The following is a 24,592-nucleotide window of genomic DNA, read 5'->3' as shown; positions in this document are numbered from 1 at the left end:
TAAGTCGTTGTGAGAAAAACAAAACGCGTCACCATCAAAGATATCGCGGAGCTGGCGGGGGTATCAAAAGCCACCGCCAGCCTGGTTCTGAACGGCCGCAGCAAAGAGCTTCGCGTGGCGGAAGAGACGCGGGAGCGCGTGCTGGCGATTGCCAAAGAACAGCATTATCAGCCCAGTATTCACGCCCGTTCGCTGCGGGATAACCGCAGCCACACCATTGGACTGGTGGTGCCCGAAATCACCAACTACGGTTTTGCCGTTTTTTCGCACGAGCTTGAGACCCTCTGCCGCGAGGCGGGCGTTCAACTGCTGATCTCCTGTAGCGATGAAAATCCGGGCCAGGAGACGGTGGTGGTCAACAACATGGTGGCCCGCCAGGTGGACGGGCTTATTGTCGCCTCCAGCATGCTCAACGACGCGGACTATCAAAAGCTGAGCGAACAGCTGCCCGTTGTGCTCTTTGACCGTCATATGAACGACAGCTCCCTGCCGCTGGTCATCACCGATTCGATTACCCCAACCGCCAGGCTGGTGGCCGAGATTGCGCGCCAGCATCCGGACGAGTTCTACTTCCTCGGCGGGCAGCCGAGGCTTTCCCCAACCCGTGACCGTCTTGAAGGTTTTAAGCAGGGGCTGCGCGACGCCAGCGTCGAGTTACGTCCGGAGTGGATCATTCATGGTAATTACCATCCGAGCTCCGGCTACGAAATGTTTGCCGAGCTTTGCGCGCGCCTGGGCCGCCCGCCAAAAGCCCTTTTTACCGCCGCCTGTGGCCTGCTGGAAGGGGTGTTGCGCTACATGGGGCAACATAACCTGCTGCAAAGCGATATCCGTCTGGCCAGCTTCGACGATCACTATCTCTATGACTCTCTGTCTATTCCCGTCGATACCGTTCGTCAGGATAACCGACAGCTCGCCTGGCACTGCTTTGATCTGATTGGCAAACTGATTGAGGGGGAGACGCCGGAGCCGATCCAGCGCAAGCTGGATGCAACCCTGCAACGTCGTTACCGGTCAGCCGAATAAAAGATGAGCAACTCGCGAATACGCCCATAACTTTAATTAATTAAAGATCTGTTTTCGCCGATAACCAAAGGGAAACTATATTCCTGAGGTTTGTTGTTATGTCGTTGAAAAAATCATCACTGATTATCCTGTTTTCCCTGCTTTTCTTCTTTGTGGCCAGCACCATCACCAGCGTTGGGCTCATCATCAAAAGTAATAATTCGCTGGATAACGTGAACAAAGAAATTCAGGTGGTTCTGTCGATTATTGACCCCATTAACCACAGCCGAACCCTGCGCGTCAGGGTCATGGAGTATGTGAAAATGGTGGAAGCGGGGGACGCAGCCGTTTCGTCCGCAAAACTGGCCTCGGTGAAGGAGGCGCTGACCAAAGCCGACCGTGCCTTTTCGGCGTTTATGGCCTCGCCGCGTTTGCAGGATGAAGCCCCACTGGTCAATGACTACCAGGTGGCGTGGCAAAACTACCGTAACCAGGGGTTGGCGCCGCTGATCGCCGCGGCTGCCGCTCGCGATGTGTCACGCTTCAATACCCTCATCCCCGTGGTGTCCCAGCTCGATCGCCAATATGAAATTGTGCTCGATCAGGTGCTTTCCGTTCACCAGAAGTACGCGAAAACGCTGAACGAGGATGCGAGCCGTAATTTCGTGTCGGGGCTGGTCATTATCGCCAGCATTGCCGCGCTGTTCGTGGTGGTGATCCTTGCCGTCAGCCTGCTGATGAAACGCCTTGTCTTTGCGCCGGTTGACCTGGCGCGTGAGCACTGTAGCCATATTGCGGCAGGGAAGCTGGATGTACCGGTACCCGTCAAGGATGATTCCGGGAATGAAATCGATCGCCTGATGGGCTCAATGGAGCAGATGCGTCAGGCGCTCCTCTCCACGCTTTCTCAGGTGCGCGATGCCAGCCATACCGTAACCCACGCGGCGCAGGAAATTGCCTCCGGTAATATCGACCTGGCCTCGCGTACCGAGCAGCAGGCCTCCGCCCTGACCCAGACGGCGGCCAGCATGGAAGAGCTGAGCGCGACGGTGGCGAATAACACCGATAACGTTTTCCAGGCCGGTAAGCTGGTGCAGGATGCCGTGAAAAATGCCCGTACCGGCGAAGCGGTAACCCGTGAAGTCATCGAGACGATGAATACCATCGCGTCCAATTCGAAGCGCATTGAAGACATCACCAGCGTCATCAACAGCATTGCTTTCCAGACCAACATTCTGGCGCTGAACGCGGCCGTTGAAGCGGCGCGTGCCGGTACGCAGGGACGGGGATTTGCCGTCGTGGCGAGTGAAGTCCGCACGCTGGCGCAGAAAAGCGCGGTGGCGGCGAAGGATATCGAAAGCCTTATCGCCCAGTCTGTTTCCAGCGTGAAAAACGGGGCGGAGCTGGTGAACCGCTCGGGAGAGGTGATTCATTCTATTATCAGCTCTGTGAATAAAGTGAATGCGCTGATGGAGCAGATTTCGGTTGCCTCGGAAGAGCAGAGCCGCGGAATTGGTCAGGTTGGGCAGGCCGTAACCGAGATGGACGGCGTAACCCAGCAGAACGCGGCGCTGGTGCAGCAGTCCGCCGCTGCGGCAGCCTCGCTGGAGGAGCAGGCGCAGCAGCTGTCGCAGAGTATTTCAAGTTTCAGTCTGCCCAGGACGGCGTAACGAGCAAGCGTTGACAGGGCACGCATCTTCGACCACTCTAAAACTCTATCTTAGAGAGGTCGTTATGCTTCAACGGTTTGCAAAGAAAAAGGTGCTGTTACTTTCTGCTCTGCTGGCTTCAGGGCTGGTCAGGGCAGAGGAGACGCTTCCGGATGTGGTGAAGCACTTCAGCGAACAGCAGGACATCAAAATCATAAAGAAAATTGATGCCCCCGGCGGCGCGCCTGCGTGGCTGGGGCAGTATCAGGACATGGGCGTGACGCTCTTTCTGACCCCTGACGGAAAGCACGTGGTGTCTGGCTATCTGTATGATGATAAGGGAACAAACCTCAGCGAAGCCTATTTCCAGAAGGAAATATACGCCCCGATGGGCCGCGAGATGTGGAAGAAGCTCAATGCGGCGCATCCGCTAAAAGAGGGCGCGGAAACTGCGCCGAAGAAAGTTTTTGTCTTTGCCGACCCGTTCTGCCCGTACTGCAAACAGTTCTGGGCAGAAGCGCAGCCGTGGGTGAAGGCCGGGAAAGTCCAGCTCAACACGCTGCTGGTCGCGTTCCTCAACCCGAACAGCGGGCGTAATGCTTCGGCGATCCTGAACGCGAAAGATCCGGTCTCGGCCTGGAAAGAGTACGAGCTCTCCGGCGGCAAAAAGCTGCCGAAACCGGAAGGCGCGGCCTCCCGGGAAACCGTTGAGATCCTGCAAAATCATCAGACGTTAATGGACAGCCTCGGCGCGAATGCCACGCCGGCGATTTATTACCTGAATGAACAAAACGAACTGCAACAGGTCGTGGGCATGCCCGACGCGAAACAGCTTGAGGCGATGTTCGGGCCGAAGCCCTAAAAGAAAGGCAGAAACAGGGCGTTTCTGCCTTTTCTTCATCAGCTACCCCAGCGTCCCCGCAGGTAATTCACCGCGTCCTGCGTCTGGGGCTGGTTAAGATAATCTTCGCGGAACAGGATAGTGCCCTTTACGTCAGGCAGGGAATCGTTGAGATCGAGCTGTTTTTTCAGCTCCGGCACGCCGCCGTTCACCGTCCAGTCCGGTTCATTTCTGGAAGGCGCGCCCACCTTGTAGAACGCGATCCCGATATACAGGCGGGTATGGGTCGGTTTCACCACGTCAGCCCACCATTTTGTCAGCACATCGTAACGTGCTGCGTCGCGGGCGAAGGGCCAGTAAATCTGCGGCGCTATGTAATCCAGTAACCCCTGCTGTACCCACTTGCGCGTGTCAGCGTAGGATTCATCGTAGGCTGCGGCACCGCGCGTGTCCGAACCTGCCGGGTCGAAGGAGCGGTTGCGCCAGACGCCCGCCGGGCTTACGCCAAACTCTACCTCAGGTTTAGCCTGCTTAATCGCCCGGGAGACCTGCACAATCAGCTCCTGGGTATTATGCCGCCGCCAGTCGGCTTTTGACGCAAATCCCTCGCCGTAGCGCCTGAAGGTCCAGGCATCATTCAGGGCTGAACCCGGCGTTTCGGTATAAAAATAGTCATCGAACTGAACGCCGTCGACAGGGTAGCGATTCACCACTTCCATCACCACCTGGGTTATCCAGTCCCGCACCTCGGGAATGCCCGGGTCGAGAACAAAACGATCCCCCGAGGTGCGGATCCACTCCGGATGTTGAACGTACACGCTGGAGGGATGAAGCGACGAGGTCCGGTTTAACGCGGCAATGGTCGACGGCTTCGTATTGGTGGAAACGCGGTACGGGTTAAACCAGGCGTGAACCTTCATGCCGCGCCTGTGCGCTTCATCCAGCATAAACTGGAGCGGATCGTAACCGGGATCTTCCCCGATAGTCCCCGTCAGGGTATCCGACCACGGCAGGATTTTAGAGGACCACAGCGCCGTGCTGTCCGGTTTTACCTGAAAGAAGACGGTATTGATCCCCAGGGTTTTCAGCTTATCGAGCTTGTCCGTCAGCGCCCGCTGCTGCTGGGCGATACGCTGGTCCGCGCTGCGGCCATTCACCGAGGAAACGGGTGGCCAGTCGAGACGGGAGACGGTCGCCAGCCAGATCCCGCGCATGGGTTCGTTGGTCTGCTGTACTGGTTTCGCCTGCGGCAGCGGGGTAACGAGTGATTTGGGTGGTTTGGAGGTGCAACTTACCAGTAAAAGCGCGCAGCCAAGCAGCGCGCCGGTCCGTTTTACGTGTCGCATCATTTGCGTTTTAGCTCCTGGGTGTCCGGCTTTCCGTCCAGGGATTAAAGGCCGGTTCGTCCTGTTCCCCGGGACCGTCATCGTGAAGGGATTCGAGGTAAAGGGCTTCGACTTCCGCCCGCGCCCATGGGGTACGGCGCAGAAATTTCAGACTCGATTTAACACTCGGGTCCTTGCGAAAACAGTTGATTTTGATTCGGTTGCCCAGTTCATTCCAGCCATATCGCGCAACCAGCGCGTTAACCTGCATTTCGAGCGTTACGCCATGCAAAGGATCGTTGGAAGTATGTGCAGTCATAGGCGTCCGGTAGTCTCAATTTTTATGGGGATGTGATAAACGCTCAAAGGTTACAAGAAAGCAGGGGACGCGGCAATTTCAGCGTGAGGTTCTTCACCCTTGAGAGGGTGAAGAAGAGGGGATTACTATTTTTTAAACAGTTCAGGCGCCCACGGCGTTGGGTCTACTTCCATAAACGGCGCGCGCTCAAAGCGAGACTTCAGCGCCCAGGGTACCGTACAGTCAAAAATCGTCTTGCAGGTTATCCCGTTTCCACGAATGGAGGGGCTGTAGTCCGGCGACTGCGAAGGATCGAGCTGATGACCGCGGAGCCCCGGCAAATGGGTGATGCTGACGTCGCCCTGCATGCGGGTGGTCATCGCCCACAAAATGTCGTCGCTGTCGAAGATATCCACGTCTTCATCGACGAGAATAATGTTTTTCAGCTCGGAATAGGTGGCTAGCGCGATAAGAGCCGCCTGACCCTGACGCCCTTCGTCAGAGGGCTGGCGTTTTTTCACCTGCAAGATGCCGAGGAATTTGCCGCCCCCAGCGGTATGCGCGTAAACGTTTTGCAGGAAACCGGGGATGGCTTCTTCCACCGCATTGCGGATGCTGGCCTCGGTGGGTAAACCGGCAAGCGTGGTGTGCTCTTCGCCTGGACCGACCAGCGTTTGCAGGATCGCCTGATGGCGCATCGTGACGGCCTTCACCTTGATCACCGGCAGCGAAGGGTTCGCCTCCCCGCAGTAGCCGGGGAATTCCGGCATCGCATGCCCGGTATGGGTATGCTGATCTTCTTCGACGCGCACGCCCGGCAGCAGTTCGCCTTCAATGATAATTTCCGCACGCGCAATCGCTTTTTCATTTACGGCCACGCCCTGCACCAGTTCAACCGGGCGTTGACGCAGGGCACCGGCGACGCCCAGCTCGTTATAGCCGAAGGGCGTGGTCGGCGCTTCGAAGCAAGCGCCAATGTAGATAGCCGGATCAAGACCCATGTTGATGGTGACCGGCAGCGGTTTTCCCGCCTCTTCGGCTTTCTTACGGAACACTTCGATGTGACGGCCCGCGGCAAGGAACATGGAGAGCTCGTCGCGCTCCTGAACGCAGAGACGGTGAATGGTGACGTCGGTCAGCGACGCGTCTTCCGGATCGCTCGCCAGCACCAGCCCCAGGCAGAAGAACGGGCCGGCATCTATCGGCGTATTGGTCGGGGCCGGAAGCAGCTTACGCAGATCGAAGTTCGGATCGTCGGCGTAAAACACCTGTTCCTGGCACGGCGCCTGTGCCGCCGGAACGACAATGGGCGCAACCGGGTTTTTCACCGCCTGGCCGACGTGTTTTGCCAGTTCAGAGGGCTCGCACCCCAACAGCAGCGCCGCCCGTTCGCGGCTGGCGTGCATGCCCACCAGGATGCGGGAATCCGGATAACCCTTCACGTTATTGAACATCATAGCCGGGCCGATGCGCGTCGGACGTTTGACCGTGCCGCCAGCGCCGATGTGCCGGTAAACGCCCGCCAGCTCTGCATTCGGATCGACCGGATGGTCAGTTTCAATGTACTGGCCTTCGTGGGGCTGGAGCAGTTCGATGGCACTTCTGAGATCGTTAATGTAGTTTTCCATATTTACCTCCTTGGTTGAATGCTTCCATTCTTAACCGGACGAACATTGCTATCAATTGCATCATTTATGCTATTTTGATAAGAAAATTAGTATCAATGACGGAGGCACGATTTGCAGTTTCGACTGATGCGCAATTTTATTGTGGTGGCCGAAGAGCTCCACATGCACCGGGCGGCAGAGCGCCTGAACATGGCGCAGCCCGCGCTGAGCCAGCAGATTAAAACCCTTGAAGATCGCCTGGGGGTCACGCTGTTCAGCCGGGCGAATCGTCGCTTAACGCTGACGCCAGCCGGAGAGGCGTTTCTCCATAAAGCCAGAATCGCGATATTTATGACCGATCAGGCGATTCTGGACGCCAGGCAAACGGCCAGGGGCGAGCAGGGCGTGCTGAATCTCGGATGTGTTTCAAGCGCGATATTCGACAGCAAACTGCCCGCCGCGCTGCGGCTACTTCATGAGAAATGGCCGGCCATCACCCTTTCTATGATGACGGGGAACGTGCAAACCCTTTACACCGGCGTGCAAAGTAACCAACTGGATGTGGCCATCATCCGTGCGCCGCTACCGCTGCTGCCTGACGATCTGCAAAGCCGTCCTTTCACCACGGAAAAAGTCGTGCTGGCGTTACCGCATCACCATAGCCTGGCGGGATCTTCCGCGCTGACGCTTTCGTCTGTGAAGGAGGAAAAGTGGATTACCCTGCGCGATCCGCAGGGTATGGGACTGGAGCAATACTTTTATGATGCCTGCCATAGCGCGGGTATACAGCCTAACGTCGTGCAAAATGCCACCGATGTCCCCACGGTGATAAGCCTTGTCGCCGCGGGGTTTGGCATCGCCATGCTGCCAGCCTCAGCGAAGGCAATACGCGTACAAAACGTGGTCTTTGTGGATATTCTTGACCGACTCCGGGAGAGTGAGCTGACGCTGGTTTGCCATCGGGTGGTTCGCTCTGAGGTTCTGAAAAAATTGATGAACATTCTCGATCATATCTGACGCCCGGCGGCCTGAAGAAGCTGTTCCCGCAGCCAGCGGTTAGCCGGGTCCTGACCGTTTTTCGGGTGCCAGTACATACCAATAACGATCGGCGGGAGATCCAGCGGCGGCGGAAAAATATCCAGCGTTTGCGCGAAGCGTTGCAGCATGCGTCTGGGTAGGGTGCAGAGCAAATCGGTACCGCCAACAATCGCAGGCGCCATCGCGTAGCTTTGCGTCGACATCACCACGTTACGCTGGTGGCCAAGCCCCGCCAGATGCCGATCGACAAAGCCTGAGAAAGGGTCCCCCTCGGACGAAACCACCAGGTGGGAAAGGGCGCAATAGCTTTTCAGATCCATCGGCCCCGTACCGCGCGGATGGCCTTTACGCTGGGCGGTGGCATATTCATCGTCAAACAGTTTTCGTCTGACCCATGCATCGTGCGCGCCCGCGTTAATGCCGACATAAATATCCACCTCGCCATTTTCCATCTGCGCCGCCAGCAGCTGGGTTTCGGGGAGCGCAAAACGCAGGCGGATGCCCGGTGCCGCAGCGCTAATCTGATTCTGCAACTCCGCCCCGAGCATCAGCGCCGGGTTCTCATGCAGGGCAATCACAAAGGTGCGGTTGCTGTTTTGCGCGTTGAACGTGGTGGGTTCAAGCATTGACGAAATGCCCTGTAAAACCGTCGTGACCTGCGGCCTTAACGCCTCGGCGCGCGGCGTAGGTAACACCCCACGTCCGTGTGGGGAAGGGACAAACAGCGGCTCACCGAACAGGAGACGCAGGCGCGCAAGGCGGGCAGACATTGCCGGCTGGCTGATGCCCAGCCGCGCGGCCGCATGGGTGATATTCTGCTCCCTGAGCAGGGCATCCAGCGTCAGGAGCAGATCTATATCCATATCGGAAGGTGGCATCTTATTTTGCGTCACGGTTGGTATAGGTCACCGGGACCCACGCGTAGCCTTGCCGCTCGCCCTGCGTGACATAACCGATACCGGGGAAAGGCAGGTGCGGAGCCGCAATGAGATCTTTGTTTTTCACAAACTCCGCGAACGCCGCGTTACGCACCCTGGCGGCGCCGTCCTGATCCTCATCGTAAGCAATCGTCACATTCGGCTGGGGGAACTGAACCGCAGCGACGTGAATAATGTCGCCGACAAAGGTGATTTTTTCACCTTTGCTCTCCAGCGTATAGAACGCCGAACCTGGGGTGTGGCCCGGATGTACCGTTCCGCGGATGCCCGGCAGAAGCTGTTCCGTCCCGGAGAAGGTCTTCACTTTTCCGGCGTCCAGATAAGGTTTTAAGGTTTTGCGCGCAACGTCGAAGTAGTTCTGGTCATAACCAGATTTTTTCTGGTTCTCGTCGTTAAAGAAAAATTCGATATCCGGTTTGCCGACATAGACCTGCGCATGAGTAAACACGCGCTGGCCGTCTTTCACCAGGCCACCGGCGTGATCGGAGTGAGCATGGGTGATGAGAATATCGGTAATATCTTCGGGTTTGATGCCCTGCGTCGCCAGGCTTTCAATCAGTCGGCCGCCTTTGCCGGGCCCAAAGAGTTGGCCTGAACCGGTGTCCACCAGGATTTTGTGGCCGGGCAGCGCGATATAGAACGCATTAATTGACGCTTCAACCGGGTTGGCCTGGAAATTTTTTGCCAGTAACGCATCGGTATTTTCCGCCGTCGTCCGGCGCAACAGGGCGTGCAGATCCTGCGGTACGCTGCCGTCCGTAAAGGCGGTGACAATCGTATCGCCAACCTGAACGCTATAGCCGCCAGCCTGCTGTTTCACCACGTGCTGGGGAACGCTGGCCACCGCGTGGATCGCGGGAAAGAAAAGAACAGAACCGGTAAACAGGGTTGATAAAGCAAGTTTTTTCACAGTAAACATGATGGGCTCCTCAATAGTAAGTTCATCATAGTTCAACTGAGATTTTTGAGAACGGAAGGGGGGTGAATGTGACCTATCCATGAAATGGATAGGTCTGAGAGAAGTTTTTACAGAACGCCGGTACCGCCGTCAGAACACCAGACCTGTCCGGAGGCGTATGAGCAGGTATCGGAGGCAAACAGCACGTACAGCGGTGCGATTTCAACCGGCTGGCCCGGTCTGCCCAGCGGGGTATCTTCCCCGAACTTCTGGACCTTGGATTGAGGCTGGCCGCCGCTGGACTGAAGAGGCGTCCAGTACGGACCCGGCGCGACAGCGTTCACACGAATGCCGCGCGGCCCCAGCTGCTGCGCCAGAGATTTGGTAAAGGCCACGTTACAGGCTTTGGTCTGCGCATAGTCGACCAGGATCGCGCTCGGCTTAAATGCCTGAACGGAAGTGGTGTTGATGATCACGGCGCCTTCCTGCAAATGGCGCAGCGCGGCTTTTGTGATCCAGAAGGGCGCATAGACGTTGGTTTTGAACGTCGCGTCAAAATCAGCGGTAGTGAGATCGTCGATCGATTCGCAGAACTGCTGGCGCCCGGCGTTATTCACCAGAATATCCAGGCCGCCCAGTTCGGCGACGGCTTTTTCCACCAGCGTATCGCAGAACGACTCTACGCGAATGTCGCCGGGAATAGCGACCGCTTTACGGCCTTCGGCCTTAATCAGCGCAATGACCGATGCGGCATCGGATTCCTCTTCAGGCAGATAGCCGATGGCAACATCTGCCCCTTCACGGGCATAGGCGATGGCGACCGCGCGACCAATGCCGGAATCACCGCCGGTGATCAGCGCTTTTTTTCCTGCCAGTTTTCCCGACCCGATATAACTTGTTTCACCATGATCCGGTATTGGCTTCATTTCCGATGCCAGCCCGGGGGCCATTTGCGGTTGTTCAGCAAACGGTGGACGAGGGTAATGCAGCGTGTGATTATTTCCTGTAGACATACCGGCCTCCTTAAATAGTGAATTCCAAGATTAGTCGTTAATTAGACGCAAGCGGGCAAAATTGACAAATTCAGACAAATCTATATTCCATTGCCGGATGTAAAATATTTTCTTAAGCCAGCATGTAATACCAGAAAAGGGCGACCTCATCTTTTTCCGGCAGGGCGTTGTAAAGATAGCGATCGTAACCGCCCAGAATAAATCCATAGTGACGATAGAACAGACAGGCTGAAACGTTGACGTTCTGCGTCTCCAGCCGTAAGCCGGGCGCATTGAGGCTTCGCGCCCAGACGTGGGTGGCAGACATCAGCTTATGCGCCGCGCCCGTCCGGCGCTTTGAACGCTCCACGGCAATGTAATCCACTGAGATAAATTTATTCCAGTTACAGGATGCAGTAATAAAACCGGCGATTTCTCCGTCATCCGTTTCGGCAATCAGAAATATTGAATCCGGATTAACGCAATGGTTTTCCAGCGTCTGGAGATCCAGTTCATACGTTTTAAGATAAGGCTCTGTTAACGCTTCAATATGCAAATCGCCATTGAGAAAGGGCTCTCTGGCAATCTCATCAACCGTGAAAGAAAAATCACAGCATTCAAGACGGGCGAGATCGGTACTTAATCCTTTTCGAATATGCATGGTATTCCTTAAGTGGGAGTTATAAATAGATAATAGACGAAGCGGCATACCCTGCTGGCATAACACTCTGTTGATCCTGGTCTAAGCTTGTATTTCGTTCCGCGTAGAATGTGGTCATTCGAGGACAGTGAATGGAATTCAGAACATGTCGCAGGCACTGGGGTGCCGAGTTTATTTCCGATGACGTTGTACGTTTTCGCGTCTGGGCTGAAGGGCAGAAAGATCTCACGTTGCGTTTAACCGACACCGACATTCCGATGGCGGCGGTGGGCGACGGCTGGTTTCAGATTGACGTTCCCGGCGTCAGGCACGGTACGACGTATCAGTTTGTTTTACAGGATGGGTTGGCAGTGCCGGATCCGGCCTCACGGGCCCAGCAGAATGACGTCAACGGCCCGTCGGTGGTGATCGACCCCCGACGCAATCCGTCCACGCAACCAGAATGGAAAGGGCGGCCGTGGGAAGAGACGGTAATTTACGAACTGCATATCGGGACCTTCACCAAGGAAGGAACCTTCAGGGCGGCTATCGCAAAACTGCCTTATCTGGCCGAACTGGGCATTACGCAGCTGGAAGTGATGCCCGTTTCCCAGTTTGGGGGGCAACGCGGCTGGGGGTATGACGGCGTATTGCTGTATGCCCCGCACCCGGCTTACGGCACGCCGGAAGATTTTCATGCCTTTATCGACGCCGCCCACGCGCTTGGGCTTGCCGTGGTGCTCGATATCGTACTCAATCACTTTGGCCCGGAAGGGAACTACCTGCCGTTACTCTCGCCGGCGTTTTTCCATCAGGATCGGATGACCCCGTGGGGCAACGGGATTGCCTATGAGGTTGACGCGGTCCGGCAATACATTGCCGAGGCGCCGTTATTCTGGCTGTCGGAGTATCATCTTGACGGTCTGCGCTTCGACGCCATCGACCAGATCCATGACGACGCAGAGACCCATATTCTTCCCCACATTGCGCAACGGATCCGCGACGCATTTCCGGATCGTCATATCCATCTCACCACCGAAGACAGTCGCAACGTCATTTTCCTGCATCCGCGCGATGAGCATGGTCAGACGCCGCTTTTCACCGCCGAATGGAATGATGATTTTCACAACGCCGCGCATGTCTTCGCGACCGGGGAATCTCACGCCTATTACCAGGATTTCGCCTACGAGCCGGAGAAAAAGCTGGCGCGAGCGCTGGCCGAAGGCTTTGTCTACCAGGGCGAAATCTCGCTTCAGACCGGAAAATCGCGCGGAGTAGAGTGTCGCGAGCAGCCTCCGCAATTTTTTGTCGATTTTATTCAGAACCACGATCAGGTCGGCAACCGTGCCCAGGGTGAGAGGCTCATCTCTCTGGCTGGCGCGGATAAAACGCGGGTGCTGTTCGCGGCGCTGCTCCTGTCGCCTCATATACCGCTGCTGTTTATGGGCGAGGAGTATGGCGAAACGCAACCGTTCCTCTTTTTCACCGACTTCCACGGTGACCTGGCGAAAGCGGTGCGGGAAGGGCGCGCGAAAGAGTTTACCGGCCATGCCGGGCACGATGAAACCGTACCGGATCCCAACGACCTGAATACCTTTATGTGCTCGAAGCTGGACTGGAACAGGGTGGAGACGGAGGAAGGCAGAGCGTGGCTGCACCTGACGCGCGAACTGATTGCGCTGCGTCAGCGCTATGTCGTCCCGTTACTGAAGCAGCACGGCGCTGTTGAGGGTAACGTCCTGCAAACGACACTCGGCATGGTTGCCGTGAGCTGGCGTTTTCCGTCCGGTACGCTGTCGCTGGCGCTGAATATCGGTAAAAAGCCGCTCACCTTGCCGGACCTGCCCGGAAAACCGATCTTTAGCTGGCCGGAGGCAATCGAAAACCTGTCGCCGAACAGCATTGTTGTTCGCTTTGCTGAAGGAGAAGCAACGCTATGATCCCGTCCTCAACCTATCGCATTCAGTTTCGCAACGGCATGACCTTTGACCGCGTGGTGACCCTGATACCGTATATGAAAGATCTCGGTATCAGCCATCTCTACGCGTCACCTGTTTTCACGGCAACCACGGATTCTACTCACGGCTATGACGTGACGAACCCCAACGAAATCGACCCGGCGATTGGCGGGCGGGAAGGGTTTGACCGCATGGCGGCGGCGCTTAAACAGGCAGAGATGGGGCTGATTCTGGATATTGTGCCGAACCACATGTCCACCTCCCTGGAGAACCGCTGGTGGCGCGATGTGATCGAGCACGGCAGGCAGAGCCGCTACGCGACCTATTTTGATATCGACTGGTCCAGACCGCTAACGCTGCCGTTTCTTGGCGACAACTTCGAAGCCGAGCTGGAGCGCGGGGCTATCACCATAAAACGTGACAGTGTCACTAATAAGGCGGAACTGGTTTACTACGACACCGCCTATCCGCTCAATCCCGGCACGTTTGCCGAGGACAAAAGCTTCGCTGAGATCCACGAGGCGCAAAGCTGGCGCCTCATGTCCTGGCGGGAAGCGCCGAAACAGCTTTCATGGCGACGCTTTTTTGAAATTACCGGGCTGGTGGGCGTGCGGGTGGAGGATGAGGCGGTATTTGCAGACACGCACCGCCTGATCCTTGAGCTTGTTCACGCTGGCGTCGTCGACGGCCTGCGCATTGACCATGTGGACGGGCTTGCCGATCCGCTGGGTTATTTGCAGCGCCTGCGGGCGGCGACCGGGCCGGATTGCTACATCACGGTGGAGAAGATCCTCGCGAAAGGGGAACAGCTTCCTGCGGAGTGGCCCGTCTCGGGTACTACGGGCTATGAGTTTATCGCCTCGCTGGCAGAAGTGCTGGTGGACGATAACAACCTCTCGCGGCTGGAGACGCTCCACGACGAGACGCTGGGCACGACCGTGGACAGGCATACGGAGCTGCGCAAGGCAAAAGGCCTGATGACCGACCGTAACTTTGAGGGCGAATTCACCACGTTGCTGACTATTGCCAGCGAGCTGGCCCGGCGCAACGACGTGGCGGTGCAGCACGACGATATTCGCCACGCCCTGCGCGAGCTGCTTATCGCCTTTCCGGTGTATCGCACCTACGGCACCGCAGAGGGGCTGACGCCCTCGGACGTGGCGCTGCTTAGCCGGGTGGTCGCCAACGTGAACACGTCCGAACCCGCCCTGAGCCTGATCGTCCGTATTCTTACCGGCGATCTGCCGGAGCATGACCACGCGCAGGCATCCCTTTTCCGCACCCGTTTTCAGCAGCTGACCGGGCCGCTGATGGCGAAATCGGTAGAGGATACGCTGTTCTTCCGCCACAACCTGGAGCTGGCGCTGAACGAAGTAGGCGCCGACCCGACGCCGCGCGCGTTTTCACTTTCCCGTTTTCACCAGGAGATGCGCATTCGTCTTGCCCGCCAGCCCGACGCGCTGCTGGGGACCTCTACCCACGACACCAAACGCGGCGAGGATGCGCGAGCGCGTCTGTACACGCTGACGGAAGCGCCGGATCTGTGGGGAGAAAACCTGGCGCGCTGGCGGCAGATGAACCAGACGCAGGTCCGGTTCCTGAACGATGGCACCGCGCCGAACGCCGCCGATACCTGGATGATCTACCAGGCGCTGGCGGGCGTCTGGCCTGCCACGCTCTCGCCTGACGATCGCGACGGGCTTAAGTCACTGGAAGAGCGTTTCCTCGGTTTTATCGAAAAAGCCCTGCGCGAGGCCAAGCAGCGGACCGACTGGATCGACAGCAACGAAGATTACGAGAGCGTGGTGCTGGACTACGTGCGGCATCTGCTCTCCCCGGATAACACCCTGTTCCTGCGTGATTTTAGTGCCGCACTACAGCCGTTCATTCGGGCGGGATTGCTGAACAGCCTGAGCCAGACGGTGATCAAGCTGACTGCCCCCGGCGTACCGGACATCTATCAGGGTAGCGAAGGGCTTAACTTTAGCCTGGTCGACCCGGATAACCGACGCGAACCGGATTTCACCGCGCTGGCGGAGAACCTGAGCACGGCGGATGGCAACATCTTTAACGATGCGCAACGCTGGCGCGACGGCAGCGTGAAGCAGTATGTCACCGCCACGCTGTTACGGATCCGGCCGCATTACCCAGCGCTTTTCCGCTACGGCGACTGGCTGCCGCTGAAGGTGACCGGCGAGCGCGAGGAGAACCTGATTGTCTATGCGCGCCTTCACGAGGAAGAGGCGCTTATCGTTGCCGTGCCGCGCCTGGTGTTTGACGTCACCGACAATGCGGCTCTGTGGGCCAATACCACCGTGGCCATACCCCAGGAGCTGGCCGGAAAGCACTATCGGGATCTGTTTACCGGAGAGCGTCGCCTACTGCCAGAGACGCTGGATTTAACGTCTGAAAAGGGATGTTTGTTGGTTCTGCTTACCTGCGAATAATCGAGGAGAACAAAAATGCCAAAGGATACAACGTTTGAAATTCGGGCCGGCCATGGCCAGCAGCTTGGCGCAAATTATGACGGAAAGGGGGTAAACTTCGCCCTGTTTTCCGCCCACGCGGAGCGGGTAGAGCTCTGTCTGTTTGACCCCTCCGGCAAAACCGAAATCGCCCGACTGGAGCTGCCGGAATATACGCATGAGGTGTGGCACGGCTATGTGCCCGACCTCGAGCCGGGCGCGCTCTACGGCTATCGCGTTCACGGCCCCTATGATCCGGAGAATGGCCATCGTTTTAACCCCAACAAGTTGCTTATCGATCCGTATGCCCGCGAACTGGTGGGCGACATTGCGTGGAACGATGCCCACTTCGGCTATGAGCTGGGGCATGACGAGCTCGATCTCAGCTTTGATACGCGCGACAGCGCGCCGTTTACGCCGAAATGTAAGGTCATCGACCCAAACGCCGCCGACTGGCAGGACTCGCGTCGGCCTGACGTTCCGTGGCCACACACCGTGGTCTATGAAAGCCATGTGAAAGGTTTTACCCAGCTTAATCCGGCCATTCCGCCCGAACTGCGTGGTACGTTTGAAGGGATGGGACACAAAGCCTCCGTGGATTACATCAAAAGCCTGGGGATCACCTCGGTGGAGCTGCTGCCGGTTCACTGGTTCCCGGACGATCAGCACCTGCTGGATCGCGGTCTTAAAAACTTCTGGGGCTATAACTCGCTGGCTTTCTTTGCGCCAGCGTCCCGCTATTACGGTCCGGCGGGTATCCAGGGTTTCCGCGACATGGTGCGCGCGTATCATGATGCGGGCATCGAGGTGATCCTCGACGTGGTTTATAACCACACGGCGGAGGGCAACGAGCTGGGGCCAACCCTGTCGTTTAAAGGGATTGATAACTTCTGCTATTACCGCACCATGCCGGATCAGCACCGTTATTACATCAACGATACCGGCACCGGGAACACCGTTAACACGTCGCACCCGCGCGTGTTGCAGATGGTCATGGACTCCCTGCGTTACTGGGCGGAATCGATGCAGATTGATGGCTTCCGCTTTGATCTCGGAACCATACTCGGACGCGAGCCGGAGGGCTTCGATCCGCGCGGCGGCTTCTTCGATGCCGTGACCCAGGACCCGGTACTGTCGAAGCTGAAGCTCATTGGTGAGCCGTGGGATATCGGCCCGGGTGGATATCAGGTTGGGGGCTTCCCGCCAGGCTGGGGCGAGTGGAACGATAAATACCGCGATACGGTACGTGAATACTGGAAGGGGGATAACGTCTCTAACGATTTTGCCGCCCGCCTGCTGGGGTCCGGCGATCTGTATGACCTGCGCGGTCGTCGTCCGTGGGCCAGCGTCAATTTTATCACCGCGCATGACGGCTTCACGCTCAACGACCTGGTATCGTACAACGAGAAGCATAACGCCGATAACGGGGAAGATAATAACGACGGACATAACGATAACCGTTCGTATAACTACGGCGAAGAAGGGCCGACGGAAAACCCGGATATCATCGCCACCCGCGAGCGGCAGAAGCGTAATTTCCTCACCACGCTTTTCTTCTCCCACGGCACGCCGATGCTGCTGGCGGGAGATGAGTTTGGCCGGACGCAAATGGGCAACAACAACGGATACTGTCAGGACAGCGAGATCTCCTGGATAAACTGGGAAGGGCTGTCAGAAAACGACGAGGCGCTGCGCGAGTTTACCCGTCGGCTGATCGCCCTGCGCGCGGAGCAACCGCTGCTGCGCCGGGAGAACTGGCGCGACGGGCTGGAGATCCGCTGGTTTAACGCCGGCGGCGGCCCGCAGCAGTCGGAACAGTGGGACGAGGGCTCCACCCTTGGTCTCTCCATCAGCCGTCCGGATCTTCAGCAGGAAGAGGGCGTCTGGCACGACGTGCTGATGCTGTTCAATCCGTTTGAAGGCACCGTGCCTTTCCAGATCCCGCAGTTTGGTGAAGGGGGATGGGTGCTCGAACTCTCGACGGCGGAGGATGCCCCCACGGGGGAAATCATCACTGAATCTGTCGATTATGAGCTGGCCGGGCGGAGTATCACCCTGTTCCGCCGCCCTTAAAGCGAGGCCGCCGCGCGTGCGGCGGTATCGTACAGGGACGAGATCGCGCGCAGCAGTTGCGCGGTCTCGCCAATTGACGTTCCCGGAATGCCACTTTCCGCATGAATGTTGATCAGGCAGGCTTCCCGCACCTCACGGTACTTCATGCACAGCGCTTTCCCGTCCTCGGTCGTAGAGAAAAAAAGCTCTTTCCCCGCTTTCTCGCTGGTGACGTAGCCCGCCTTCACCAGCTTTTTCAGCGCATACGTCACCACGTGGGTATCTTCCACGTTCAGCACAAAGCAGATGTCGGCCAGCTTCTTCTTGCGGTTGCGGTGATTCACGTGGTGCAGAAGCGAAACGTCAAAGGCTCCCATATCCGGTTCACCTGCTGCGGTCATGCAGCGCACCATCCACTTGTTGAACGCGTTGCTGGTCATGATCAGAGCGTATTCCAGCTCTGATAATTCGGCGCACCGCTCTGAGACCAGATGACGGGAGGAGACGATACGCCCGTCCGCAATATCGTCGTGGTTTAACGCTGCCTTCGTTTTCTTAGTCGTCATACCGATCCTTTCTCCAGAATGTAAACCCGTCGATAAAATAAGAACATTTTATTGATAAATTGTTTACATGTTTTTGACGTTCAGATATAGCTTTTTAGTGCAGGTTCTGCGGAGCCTGACGCAAAACACAACATCGCGCGCCGTAATGCACCGGCTTCGCTCTGCTGCGAAGTATAAAAAATAGCCGTCGGCGCGCAACGCTCACTTTGGATAGGGTAACGTTTATGGACAGTTCTACACTGTTGCCGCTTATCGGGATTCCGGTGGTGGTTATTGGTTTTGCACTGCGTTTCAACCCGCTGCTGGTTGTCGTGGTGGCGGGGCTGGCGACGGGCCTGCTGGTTGGCATGGATTTCGGCATGCTGCTGGAAACCTTTGGCGAAAAGTTTGTGAATAGCCGATCGCTTGCCACCTTCATCCTGATCCTGCCGGTGATTGGCCTGCTGGAGTATTACGGGCTGAAAGAGCGCGCCCAGGCCTGGGTGGCGAAGATCGCCAGCGCCACCTCGGCGCGTATCCTGATGCTCTACTTTGTCGCCCGCGAAGGGACGGCTGCGCTCGGGCTGATGTCGCTGGGCGGCCACGCGCAGACGGTGCGTCCGCTGCTGGCGCCGATGGCGGAAGGGGCCGCGCTGAATGAATACGGCGACCTGCCGCAGCACATTCGCGACAAAATCAAAGCCCATGCCGCCGCCTGCGACAATATCGCGGTTTTCTTTGGGGAAGATATCTTTATTGCCTTCGGCGCGGTGCTGCTGATTGACGCCTTCCTCAAGGAGAACGGGATCGAGGGGATCGAGCCGCTGCATATCGGCCTGTGGGCCATTCCGACCGCCATCGCGGCCCTGATTATCCATATGACGCGCCTGCTGCGTCTCGACGCCAGCATTCGTCGCGACGTGATGGCCTGGAAAGCAGAGCAGGGCACGCAGGAGATCGCATCATGATGACGCTCATCACCATTAACCGCGTGTACTACCTGATTGGCTTCGTCGTGATGCTGCTGGTGGTCATGACCCTTCGCGATCGCGCCAACCCGAAACGCTTTACGACCGCGCTGTTCTGGTTCCTCTTCGGCGGGATCTTCCTGTTTGGCGATCTGATGGTGCAGGAGCTGGGCAGGTCGCTGGCGTATCGCATTATTGGCGGCGCCGTGATCGTGATTGCGCTGCTGGCCGGTTTCGGGCTGGTCGGGAAGGGGCACTATAAAATGGCTACCGAGGAGGAACGCGTTGCCTCGTCGAACCGGCTCAAAAACTGGCTGTTTTTACCCGCGCTGATGATCCCGGTGGTGACGGTGATCGGGACGCTGTTCCTGAAGGGCGTCTCGATCGGCGGCGTTTACCTGCTCGACCAGAAACAGCTCACCCTGGCGGCGCTGTGCGTGGCCTGCGTGGCGGCGATCCTCACCGGCTGGTGGCTGACGAAAGGCACGCCGCTGCACGCGATTCGTCAGTCTCGTCGGCTGGTCGACACCATCGGCTGGGCGGTGATCCTGCCGCAGATGCTCGCCATGCTCGGTGGGGTGTTTGTGGTGGCCAATACCGGTGAATCGGTGCAGAAGGTGGTCAGCCTGTTTGTGAACCCGGACAGCCGCTTCATGCTGGTGGTGATTTACTGCGTGGGGATGGCGCTGTTTACCATGATCATGGGTAACGCTTTTGCGGCGTTCCCGGTGCTGAGCGCCGGTATTGCCTTGCCGTTCCTGATTAACGTTCATCACGGCAACCCGGCGCCGTTGCTGGCTATCGGCATGTACGCGGGCTACTGCGGCACGCTGATGACGCCTATGGCCGCTAACTTCAACATCGTGCCCGCCGCGCTGCTGGAGCTAAAAGACAAATATCAGGTCATCAAGATCCAGATCCCGACCGCGTTAACCCTGCTGGTGGTGAACGTGTTCTTAATGTATTTCCTCGTGTTTCGCTAAGGAGCCGCTATGGAATTAACGCAACATCAGGCTGACGCCTTCGCCAGAATGCCGTTGACCTATTTACGTCAGGAATACCCGAACCACATTATGCACCTGCTCAACGACGACGGTGACGTATTGCCGCCTCGCGAGCTGCATCCGATATTTTACGGCTGCTTCGACTGGCATTCGGCTGTACATGGCTACTGGTTACTGCTGCGCTGCCTGCGTATCTATCCCGAACTGCCGTGTCGGGAGGAGATTATCGCCCTGTTCGACGAACACCTGACCGATGAGAAGGTGGCGAAGGAGCTGGCCTATTTTACCGCGCCGTTCCGCGCGTCGTTTGAACGGCCCTATGGCTACGGCTGGCTGCTGGCGCTGGCGCAGGAGCTGCAACAATCGACGCTGCCGCAGGCGGAGCGCTGGTACCAGACGCTGCAACCGCTAACCCTGGACATTCGCCAGCGGCTGGTGGATTACCTCAGCAAGCTTACCTATCCGATCCGCGTCGGGACGCACTACAACACGGCGTTTGCCCTCGCGCTGGGGCTGGACTATGCCCGCGCGGTGAACGACGACACGCTCGAGCACGCCATCCTGGACGCATCGACGCGGTTTTATCTCGCGGATACGCATTATCCGGCACATTATGAGCCGGGCGGCGACGAGTATATCTCCGGGGCACTGACCGAGGCCCTGCTGATGAGCAAGGTGGCGGAGGATTTCCCGGCCTGGTTCGATGCGTTTCTGCCCGAAATCGCGTCCGTTTCTGCACTGATGCATCCGGCAGAGGTGAGCGACCGCACCGATCCGAAAATTGCGCACCTGGACGGGCTCAACCTCAGCCGCGCGTGGTGCATGAAGCACATTGCCCGTGCCTTACCGGAGAATCATCGCGCCCGGCAGGCATTACGCGATGCCGTTGCGCGCCATCTTTCGGCAAGCGTGGAGCATGTCGTCGGCAGCCACTACAGCGGCGGACACTGGCTGGCGAGCTTTGCGCTGCTGGCGCTGGAGAAGCCCAGCCGGGCCTCATTTTATCAGCCTCAGCGACCGTAACCGGCTTACGCTAACCAATACGGATACCGCTGAGGCTGCCGTGGCGATCCACAGCGCAGCATGAACGGGCCCTCCATCTGCTGTCAGCATTACCCCTACAACCGCTGCACCGAGACACTGTCCGAACGTCCGCATGATGGACAAAACGCCTGAAGCAAAGCTCGCATGGTCACGCGTAACGTTTGAGAGCATCTCCCGGTTATTGGGGCTCTGGAAGCAGCCAAACCCCATACCGCACACCAGGCACCGCAGGCAGATGTCCCACATGGCTGGGCTGGCAGGCAGCGTCGCCAGTAGCCCCAACCCCACAGCGAAAATCATCAGCCCGAGAGTGGAGATCGGCGGAGCCGAAATCGTGTCCGCCCACCGGCCTGCATGCGGTGCAATCAGCACGATCCCCAGCGGCCACGGCGTAAACAGCAGGGCAGAGACGAGCGGGCTAAAGCCATAGACGCTTTGAAGCAGGAACGGCAGGGCAATGAAGGCGATCCCCTGGCTGACGAACGCCATCATCGACGTAAGGGCCGCGAGGGTAAAACGTTCATTTTTGAAGATGGCAGGCGGCAATAATGGGTTAGCCGAGCGGCGGATCTGCCAGACAAAGGCGATGCCGCTTAGCGCGGCGAGCGCCGACCAGCAGAGGCTGGTGATGTGATGTTCTGCATTCTGGAAACTGTTCGCCGCCACGATCGTTGAGCCCAACAGCAGCGCCGACAATATTGCCCCCGGTGTATCGAAGGGCGCTTGCGTTCGAACCGCGTCACGCGGCAGCGCTCTGACAGCCAGATACAAGGCGAGAGCGCCCGGTATAATGTTTATCGCAAACAGCCATTGCCAGCTCAGCATATGAAGAATTGTACCGCCCAATACCGGCCCGATAGCGGAGCTGAAGGCGATGAGCAGGGCGTGCAGCCCCAGAACGCGGCCCAGCAATCGTCCGGGGAACACGGACCGCAATATCGCGGGGGCAATACTCAGCGTCGCTGCGCCACCGATCCCCTGAAGCACACGCATGCCGACGAGCGCTTCCGGGGTATTCACCAGCGCGCAGCCCAGTGACGTGAGGGTAAAGGTCGTCAGGCCTGCGAGAAATACGGGGCGGTAACCCAGGCGGGCCGCAAGCGCCGCAAATATCGCCAGCGACATCGCAGCCGCCAGTAAATATCCGTTGGCGAACCAGACGGCAAAACTGGCATATACCTGCATCTCCTGAGCCATAGACGGCAGGGCAATATTGATCATGGTGCCATCAAACACGCCCATTAACGTGGTGGTCATGACTGCGGCCATCACCCGTGCGCGCGCCGGGCCAGGCAGTCCTTCGTCGCCGGGTTGACTGGAAAAGAGCGTCATCATGTTGTCCTCTCAAAGTTTATGGATGACGAAACTATAAAGATGGCTTTTACCGGGCGGAAGGCGCACCATTTGCACTTTATCGTTGCATGAAACGCCTTATCCGAATTTGCAGGGAGGAGGGATAATGTCCGATCCGGATTTTAATTTGCTGATAGCGCTCGACATACTGCTGAGCGAAGCGAGCGTGGCAGGCGCGGCACGTCGTTTGAACCTCAGCACCTCGGCCATGAGCCGCACGCTGAGCAGGTTACGTGACGTCACAGGCGATCCGATTCTGGTACGCGCCGGACGAAACATGGTCCTGACCCCGTGGGCCGAAGCAACGCGGGATCGCGCCCGGCACGCGATGCACGAGGCGAAGGCGGTATTGCAGCCCTCAACCGAAACGTTCAACGTGGAAACTCTGGAGCGCCTTTTCACCATCCGGGCAAACGATGGTTTTGTGGTGGCGTTTGGGCCTGCGCTTATAGCGGCTGTGGCCAACGCCGCGTCGGGCGTCTGTATACGCTTTGCGCCCAAGCCGGAAAAAACGTCGCGCTATCTACGGGAAGGACTGGTCGATCTGGAGATTGGCGTCCAGAGCAATATGGGGCCTGAAATCCGTTTGCAACGGCTGTTTGAGGATCGGTTTGTGGGCGTTGTGCGTAAAGGACACCCGCTGGCTGCCCTGGCAGATATACGCGTGGACGACTATGTCTCGTGGGGCCATGTGGTGGCGTCACCCGAGGGTGCATTGCACGGATCCGTGGACGATGCGCTGGCCGGGATAGGGATGAAGCGTAAAATCGCAAGCGTCGTACCGGGATTTCCGACGGCCCTGTCCGTGGCGCTGGAATCAGATCTTATCGCCATGATACCCGCGCTCTATTTACTTAATCAGCAGGTAACAGACCAGGTACACGTTTTCGAACTGCCGTTCAAAAGCAGGCGTATTACGGTGTCGCAAATGTGGCATCCGCGAATGGAACGCGACCCTGGTCACCGCTGGCTGAGAGACAAAATTCTTGCGATATGTGGTGAGGGCAGGTCTTAACGTTAACGGCTTCCGTATGAATTTGTATAGAGATTGCTATACACAATGCCTGTGCTATGCTTGTAAAGCAAATGCTATACAAGAGGTGTTCCCATGAAATCAGATGTTCAGCTCAATCTTAGAGCCAAAGAATCTCAGCGGGCGCTTATCGATGCCGCCGCAGAGATCCTCCATAAATCACGTACGGACTTCATTCTGGAGATGGCCTGCCAGGCGGCCGAGAATGTGATCCTCGATCGGCGTGTATTCAATTTTAACGATGAACAGTATGCCGAGTTCATTGATATGCTCGATGCCCCGGTGGCGGACGATCCTGCCTTAGAAAAACTGCTGGCAAGGAAACCCCAGTGGGACGTGTAACCGCACCAAAGCCATTAACCAGCGTCCATCAACTGGCGGAGTTCGTCAGTGGTGAAGCCGTGCTTGATGAATGGCTAAAACAAAGAGGTCTGAAAAACCAGGCGCTCGGCGCAGCCCGAACGTTCGTTGTTTGTAAAACGGGCACGAAGCAGGTAGCGGGTTTTTACTCACTGGCTACCGGCAGCGTTAACCATACGGAAGCGACCGGTAATCTACGGCGTAACATGCCGGATCCCATTCCCGTGATTGTACTTGCCCGTCTGGCAGTCGATGTCTCATTGCGTGGAAAGGGGTTGGGAGCCGATTTACTCCATGATGCGGTTTTACGCTGTTATCGGGTGGCAGAAAACATCGGCGTGCGGGCGATCATGGTTCATGCACTGACTGAGGAAGCCAAGGCTTTTTATATTCACCATGGTTTCAGGGCATCGCAGACTCAGGAACGGACATTGTTTCTGAGACTTCCTCAGTAGAGATAAAGGGGAAGGGGTGAATGTGAGGAGCTTTTATTACCTTTTACTCGATGATCGATTGTTTAGCACCTCTTGGTATAAAAGCTATAAAGAAATCCCGCCGGTAGCGGCGAGATTTCTTTAT

The 24,592-nt window shown here is 57.4% G+C and carries 22 protein-coding genes; 13 read left to right on the top strand and 9 right to left on the bottom strand.

The genetic code is table 11. From position 1 onward, the window contains the following. Positions 1-9: 9 nt before the first annotated feature. From N5C09_RS00930 to dsbG, 3 genes are all read left to right on the top strand, one after another. On the top strand, positions 10-1,026 hold the full coding sequence (locus N5C09_RS00930; RefSeq protein ID WP_279748253.1) for a LacI family DNA-binding transcriptional regulator: 1,017 nt from the start codon (positions 10-12) through the stop codon (positions 1,024-1,026). A gap of 98 nt (positions 1,027-1,124) precedes the next feature. Next, a complete protein-coding gene (locus tag N5C09_RS00925; RefSeq protein WP_279748252.1) occupies positions 1,125-2,675 on the top strand; it encodes a methyl-accepting chemotaxis protein in 1,551 nt (516 codons plus the stop codon). A 64-nt stretch (positions 2,676-2,739) separates the two neighbouring features. Beyond that, positions 2,740-3,516 carry a thiol:disulfide interchange protein DsbG gene (dsbG, locus tag N5C09_RS00920; protein WP_102751162.1) on the top strand — a complete coding sequence of 259 codons (777 nt, stop codon included), beginning with the start codon at positions 2,740-2,742 and terminating at the stop codon, positions 3,514-3,516. A gap of 38 nt (positions 3,517-3,554) precedes the next feature. On the opposite strand, the gene N5C09_RS00915 is transcribed toward dsbG, so the two are convergent. From N5C09_RS00915 to N5C09_RS00905, 3 genes are all read right to left on the bottom strand, one after another. After that, entirely contained in the window at positions 3,555-4,844 is a 1,290-nt protein-coding gene (locus N5C09_RS00915) for a glycoside hydrolase family 10 protein (protein ID WP_063866685.1), read from the bottom strand. Between the two features lie 7 nt (positions 4,845-4,851). Beyond that, on the bottom strand, positions 4,852-5,139 hold the full coding sequence (locus tag N5C09_RS00910; protein ID WP_063451283.1) for a VF530 family protein: 288 nt from the start codon (positions 5,137-5,139) through the stop codon (positions 4,852-4,854). 125 nt (positions 5,140-5,264) lie between these two features. Next, a complete protein-coding gene (locus N5C09_RS00905) occupies positions 5,265-6,746 on the bottom strand; it encodes a UbiD family decarboxylase (protein ID WP_279748251.1) in 1,482 nt (493 codons plus the stop codon). Between the two features lie 111 nt (positions 6,747-6,857). On the opposite strand from N5C09_RS00905, the gene N5C09_RS00900 reads away from it, so the two are divergent. After that, the gene (locus N5C09_RS00900; RefSeq protein WP_279748250.1) at positions 6,858-7,742 is read left to right on the top strand and encodes a LysR substrate-binding domain-containing protein; all 885 of its coding nucleotides are present in this window, start codon (positions 6,858-6,860) and stop codon (positions 7,740-7,742) included. Here the strand turns inward: N5C09_RS00900 and N5C09_RS00895 are convergent. The 4 genes from N5C09_RS00895 to N5C09_RS00880 form a co-directional block, all read right to left on the bottom strand. Then, entirely contained in the window at positions 7,733-8,626 is an 894-nt protein-coding gene (locus N5C09_RS00895) for a LysR family transcriptional regulator (RefSeq protein ID WP_279748249.1), read from the bottom strand. The two genes, N5C09_RS00900 and N5C09_RS00895, sit on opposite strands and share 10 nt — an antisense overlap. A gap of 16 nt (positions 8,627-8,642) precedes the next feature. Then, positions 8,643-9,620: an MBL fold metallo-hydrolase gene (locus tag N5C09_RS00890; RefSeq protein ID WP_193036839.1), complete on the bottom strand. Its 978-nt coding sequence runs from the start codon at positions 9,618-9,620 to the stop codon at positions 8,643-8,645. 107 nt (positions 9,621-9,727) lie between these two features. Further along, positions 9,728-10,612, bottom strand: a complete 885-nt coding sequence (locus N5C09_RS00885; protein WP_063866691.1) for an SDR family oxidoreductase — start codon at positions 10,610-10,612, stop codon at positions 9,728-9,730. A gap of 112 nt (positions 10,613-10,724) precedes the next feature. Beyond that, a complete protein-coding gene (locus N5C09_RS00880) occupies positions 10,725-11,252 on the bottom strand; it encodes a GNAT family N-acetyltransferase (RefSeq protein ID WP_003857109.1) in 528 nt (175 codons plus the stop codon). A 131-nt stretch (positions 11,253-11,383) separates the two neighbouring features. On the opposite strand from N5C09_RS00880, the gene treZ reads away from it, so the two are divergent. Genes treZ through glgX form a run of 3 tightly spaced genes read left to right on the top strand, consistent with a single transcriptional unit; the run spans position 11,384 to position 17,727 of the window. Continuing rightward, positions 11,384-13,171: a malto-oligosyltrehalose trehalohydrolase gene (gene treZ / locus N5C09_RS00875; RefSeq protein WP_279748248.1), complete on the top strand. Its 1,788-nt coding sequence runs from the start codon at positions 11,384-11,386 to the stop codon at positions 13,169-13,171. After that, positions 13,168-15,636 carry a malto-oligosyltrehalose synthase gene (treY, locus tag N5C09_RS00870; protein WP_279748247.1) on the top strand — a complete coding sequence of 823 codons (2,469 nt, stop codon included), beginning with the start codon at positions 13,168-13,170 and terminating at the stop codon, positions 15,634-15,636. The genes treZ and treY overlap by 4 nt, the downstream gene beginning before the upstream one ends. 15 nt (positions 15,637-15,651) lie before the next feature. After that, a complete protein-coding gene (gene glgX / locus N5C09_RS00865) occupies positions 15,652-17,727 on the top strand; it encodes a glycogen debranching protein GlgX (RefSeq protein ID WP_279748246.1) in 2,076 nt (691 codons plus the stop codon). Here the strand turns inward: glgX and N5C09_RS00860 are convergent. Then, positions 17,724-18,272, bottom strand: a complete 549-nt coding sequence (locus N5C09_RS00860) for a winged helix DNA-binding protein (protein ID WP_063866695.1) — start codon at positions 18,270-18,272, stop codon at positions 17,724-17,726. The two genes, glgX and N5C09_RS00860, sit on opposite strands and share 4 nt — an antisense overlap. A 224-nt stretch (positions 18,273-18,496) precedes the next feature. Between N5C09_RS00860 and N5C09_RS00855 the strand changes: the two genes are divergently transcribed. The 3 genes from N5C09_RS00855 to N5C09_RS00845 are packed head-to-tail and all read left to right on the top strand — an operon-like array spanning position 18,497 to position 21,246. Further along, positions 18,497-19,219: a DUF969 domain-containing protein gene (locus N5C09_RS00855; protein WP_063451294.1), complete on the top strand. Its 723-nt coding sequence runs from the start codon at positions 18,497-18,499 to the stop codon at positions 19,217-19,219. Further along, complete coding sequence (locus N5C09_RS00850) at positions 19,216-20,202, top strand: DUF979 domain-containing protein (RefSeq protein WP_063866697.1); 987 nt, start codon at positions 19,216-19,218, stop codon at positions 20,200-20,202. Before N5C09_RS00855 ends, N5C09_RS00850 begins: the two co-directional genes overlap by 4 nt. A gap of 9 nt (positions 20,203-20,211) precedes the next feature. After that, positions 20,212-21,246, top strand: coding sequence for a DUF2891 domain-containing protein (locus N5C09_RS00845; RefSeq protein WP_279748245.1), 1,035 nt, complete (start codon positions 20,212-20,214; stop codon positions 21,244-21,246). Here the strand turns inward: N5C09_RS00845 and N5C09_RS00840 are convergent. Further along, complete coding sequence (locus N5C09_RS00840) at positions 21,220-22,599, bottom strand: DHA2 family efflux MFS transporter permease subunit (RefSeq protein WP_279748466.1); 1,380 nt, start codon at positions 22,597-22,599, stop codon at positions 21,220-21,222. The two genes, N5C09_RS00845 and N5C09_RS00840, sit on opposite strands and share 27 nt — an antisense overlap. A 127-nt stretch (positions 22,600-22,726) precedes the next feature. Between N5C09_RS00840 and N5C09_RS00835 the strand changes: the two genes are divergently transcribed. The 3 genes from N5C09_RS00835 (at position 22,727) to N5C09_RS00825 (ending at position 24,468) form a co-directional block, all read left to right on the top strand. Continuing rightward, positions 22,727-23,635, top strand: coding sequence for a LysR family transcriptional regulator (locus N5C09_RS00835; protein WP_279748244.1), 909 nt, complete (start codon positions 22,727-22,729; stop codon positions 23,633-23,635). A 93-nt stretch (positions 23,636-23,728) separates the two neighbouring features. Continuing rightward, positions 23,729-23,995 (top strand): DUF1778 domain-containing protein, encoded by a 267-nt coding sequence (locus tag N5C09_RS00830; protein ID WP_063451299.1) that lies wholly within the window; start codon positions 23,729-23,731, stop codon positions 23,993-23,995. Then, positions 23,983-24,468 (top strand): GNAT family N-acetyltransferase, encoded by a 486-nt coding sequence (locus N5C09_RS00825; protein ID WP_279748243.1) that lies wholly within the window; start codon positions 23,983-23,985, stop codon positions 24,466-24,468. The genes N5C09_RS00830 and N5C09_RS00825 overlap by 13 nt, the downstream gene beginning before the upstream one ends. Positions 24,469-24,592: the final 124 nt, after the last annotated feature.

The organism is Enterobacter sp. GD03975 (genome assembly GCF_029838645.1).
Classification (GTDB): Bacteria; Pseudomonadota; Gammaproteobacteria; order Enterobacterales; family Enterobacteriaceae; genus Enterobacter; species Enterobacter quasihormaechei.
Note: the sequence above shows the minus strand (reverse complement) of the source record. Positions and strands in the feature narration are given on the sequence as shown.

What these genes read in the sequence shown, in the direction of transcription:
- N5C09_RS00845 (WP_279748245.1), top strand. Translation starts at nt 20,212, where the DNA reads ATGGAATTAACGCAACATCAGGCTGACGCCTTCGCCAGAATGCCGTTG.
- N5C09_RS00910 (WP_063451283.1), bottom strand. Translation starts at nt 5,139, where the DNA reads ATGACTGCACATACTTCCAACGATCCTTTGCATGGCGTAACGCTCGAA.
- N5C09_RS00895 (WP_279748249.1), bottom strand. Translation starts at nt 8,626, where the DNA reads ATGGATATAGATCTGCTCCTGACGCTGGATGCCCTGCTCAGGGAGCAG.
- N5C09_RS00860 (WP_063866695.1), bottom strand. Translation starts at nt 18,272, where the DNA reads ATGACGACTAAGAAAACGAAGGCAGCGTTAAACCACGACGATATTGCG.
- glgX (WP_279748246.1), top strand. Translation starts at nt 15,652, where the DNA reads ATGCCAAAGGATACAACGTTTGAAATTCGGGCCGGCCATGGCCAGCAG.
- dsbG (WP_102751162.1), top strand. Translation starts at nt 2,740, where the DNA reads ATGCTTCAACGGTTTGCAAAGAAAAAGGTGCTGTTACTTTCTGCTCTG.
- treY (WP_279748247.1), top strand. Translation starts at nt 13,168, where the DNA reads ATGATCCCGTCCTCAACCTATCGCATTCAGTTTCGCAACGGCATGACC.
- N5C09_RS00915 (WP_063866685.1), bottom strand. Translation starts at nt 4,844, where the DNA reads ATGATGCGACACGTAAAACGGACCGGCGCGCTGCTTGGCTGCGCGCTT.
- N5C09_RS00905 (WP_279748251.1), bottom strand. Translation starts at nt 6,746, where the DNA reads ATGGAAAACTACATTAACGATCTCAGAAGTGCCATCGAACTGCTCCAG.
- N5C09_RS00890 (WP_193036839.1), bottom strand. Translation starts at nt 9,620, where the DNA reads ATGTTTACTGTGAAAAAACTTGCTTTATCAACCCTGTTTACCGGTTCT.
- N5C09_RS00855 (WP_063451294.1), top strand. Translation starts at nt 18,497, where the DNA reads ATGGACAGTTCTACACTGTTGCCGCTTATCGGGATTCCGGTGGTGGTT.
- N5C09_RS00835 (WP_279748244.1), top strand. Translation starts at nt 22,727, where the DNA reads ATGTCCGATCCGGATTTTAATTTGCTGATAGCGCTCGACATACTGCTG.
- N5C09_RS00925 (WP_279748252.1), top strand. Translation starts at nt 1,125, where the DNA reads ATGTCGTTGAAAAAATCATCACTGATTATCCTGTTTTCCCTGCTTTTC.
- N5C09_RS00850 (WP_063866697.1), top strand. Translation starts at nt 19,216, where the DNA reads ATGATGACGCTCATCACCATTAACCGCGTGTACTACCTGATTGGCTTC.
- N5C09_RS00880 (WP_003857109.1), bottom strand. Translation starts at nt 11,252, where the DNA reads ATGCATATTCGAAAAGGATTAAGTACCGATCTCGCCCGTCTTGAATGC.
- N5C09_RS00840 (WP_279748466.1), bottom strand. Translation starts at nt 22,599, where the DNA reads ATGACGCTCTTTTCCAGTCAACCCGGCGACGAAGGACTGCCTGGCCCG.
- treZ (WP_279748248.1), top strand. Translation starts at nt 11,384, where the DNA reads ATGGAATTCAGAACATGTCGCAGGCACTGGGGTGCCGAGTTTATTTCC.
- N5C09_RS00885 (WP_063866691.1), bottom strand. Translation starts at nt 10,612, where the DNA reads ATGTCTACAGGAAATAATCACACGCTGCATTACCCTCGTCCACCGTTT.
- N5C09_RS00830 (WP_063451299.1), top strand. Translation starts at nt 23,729, where the DNA reads ATGAAATCAGATGTTCAGCTCAATCTTAGAGCCAAAGAATCTCAGCGG.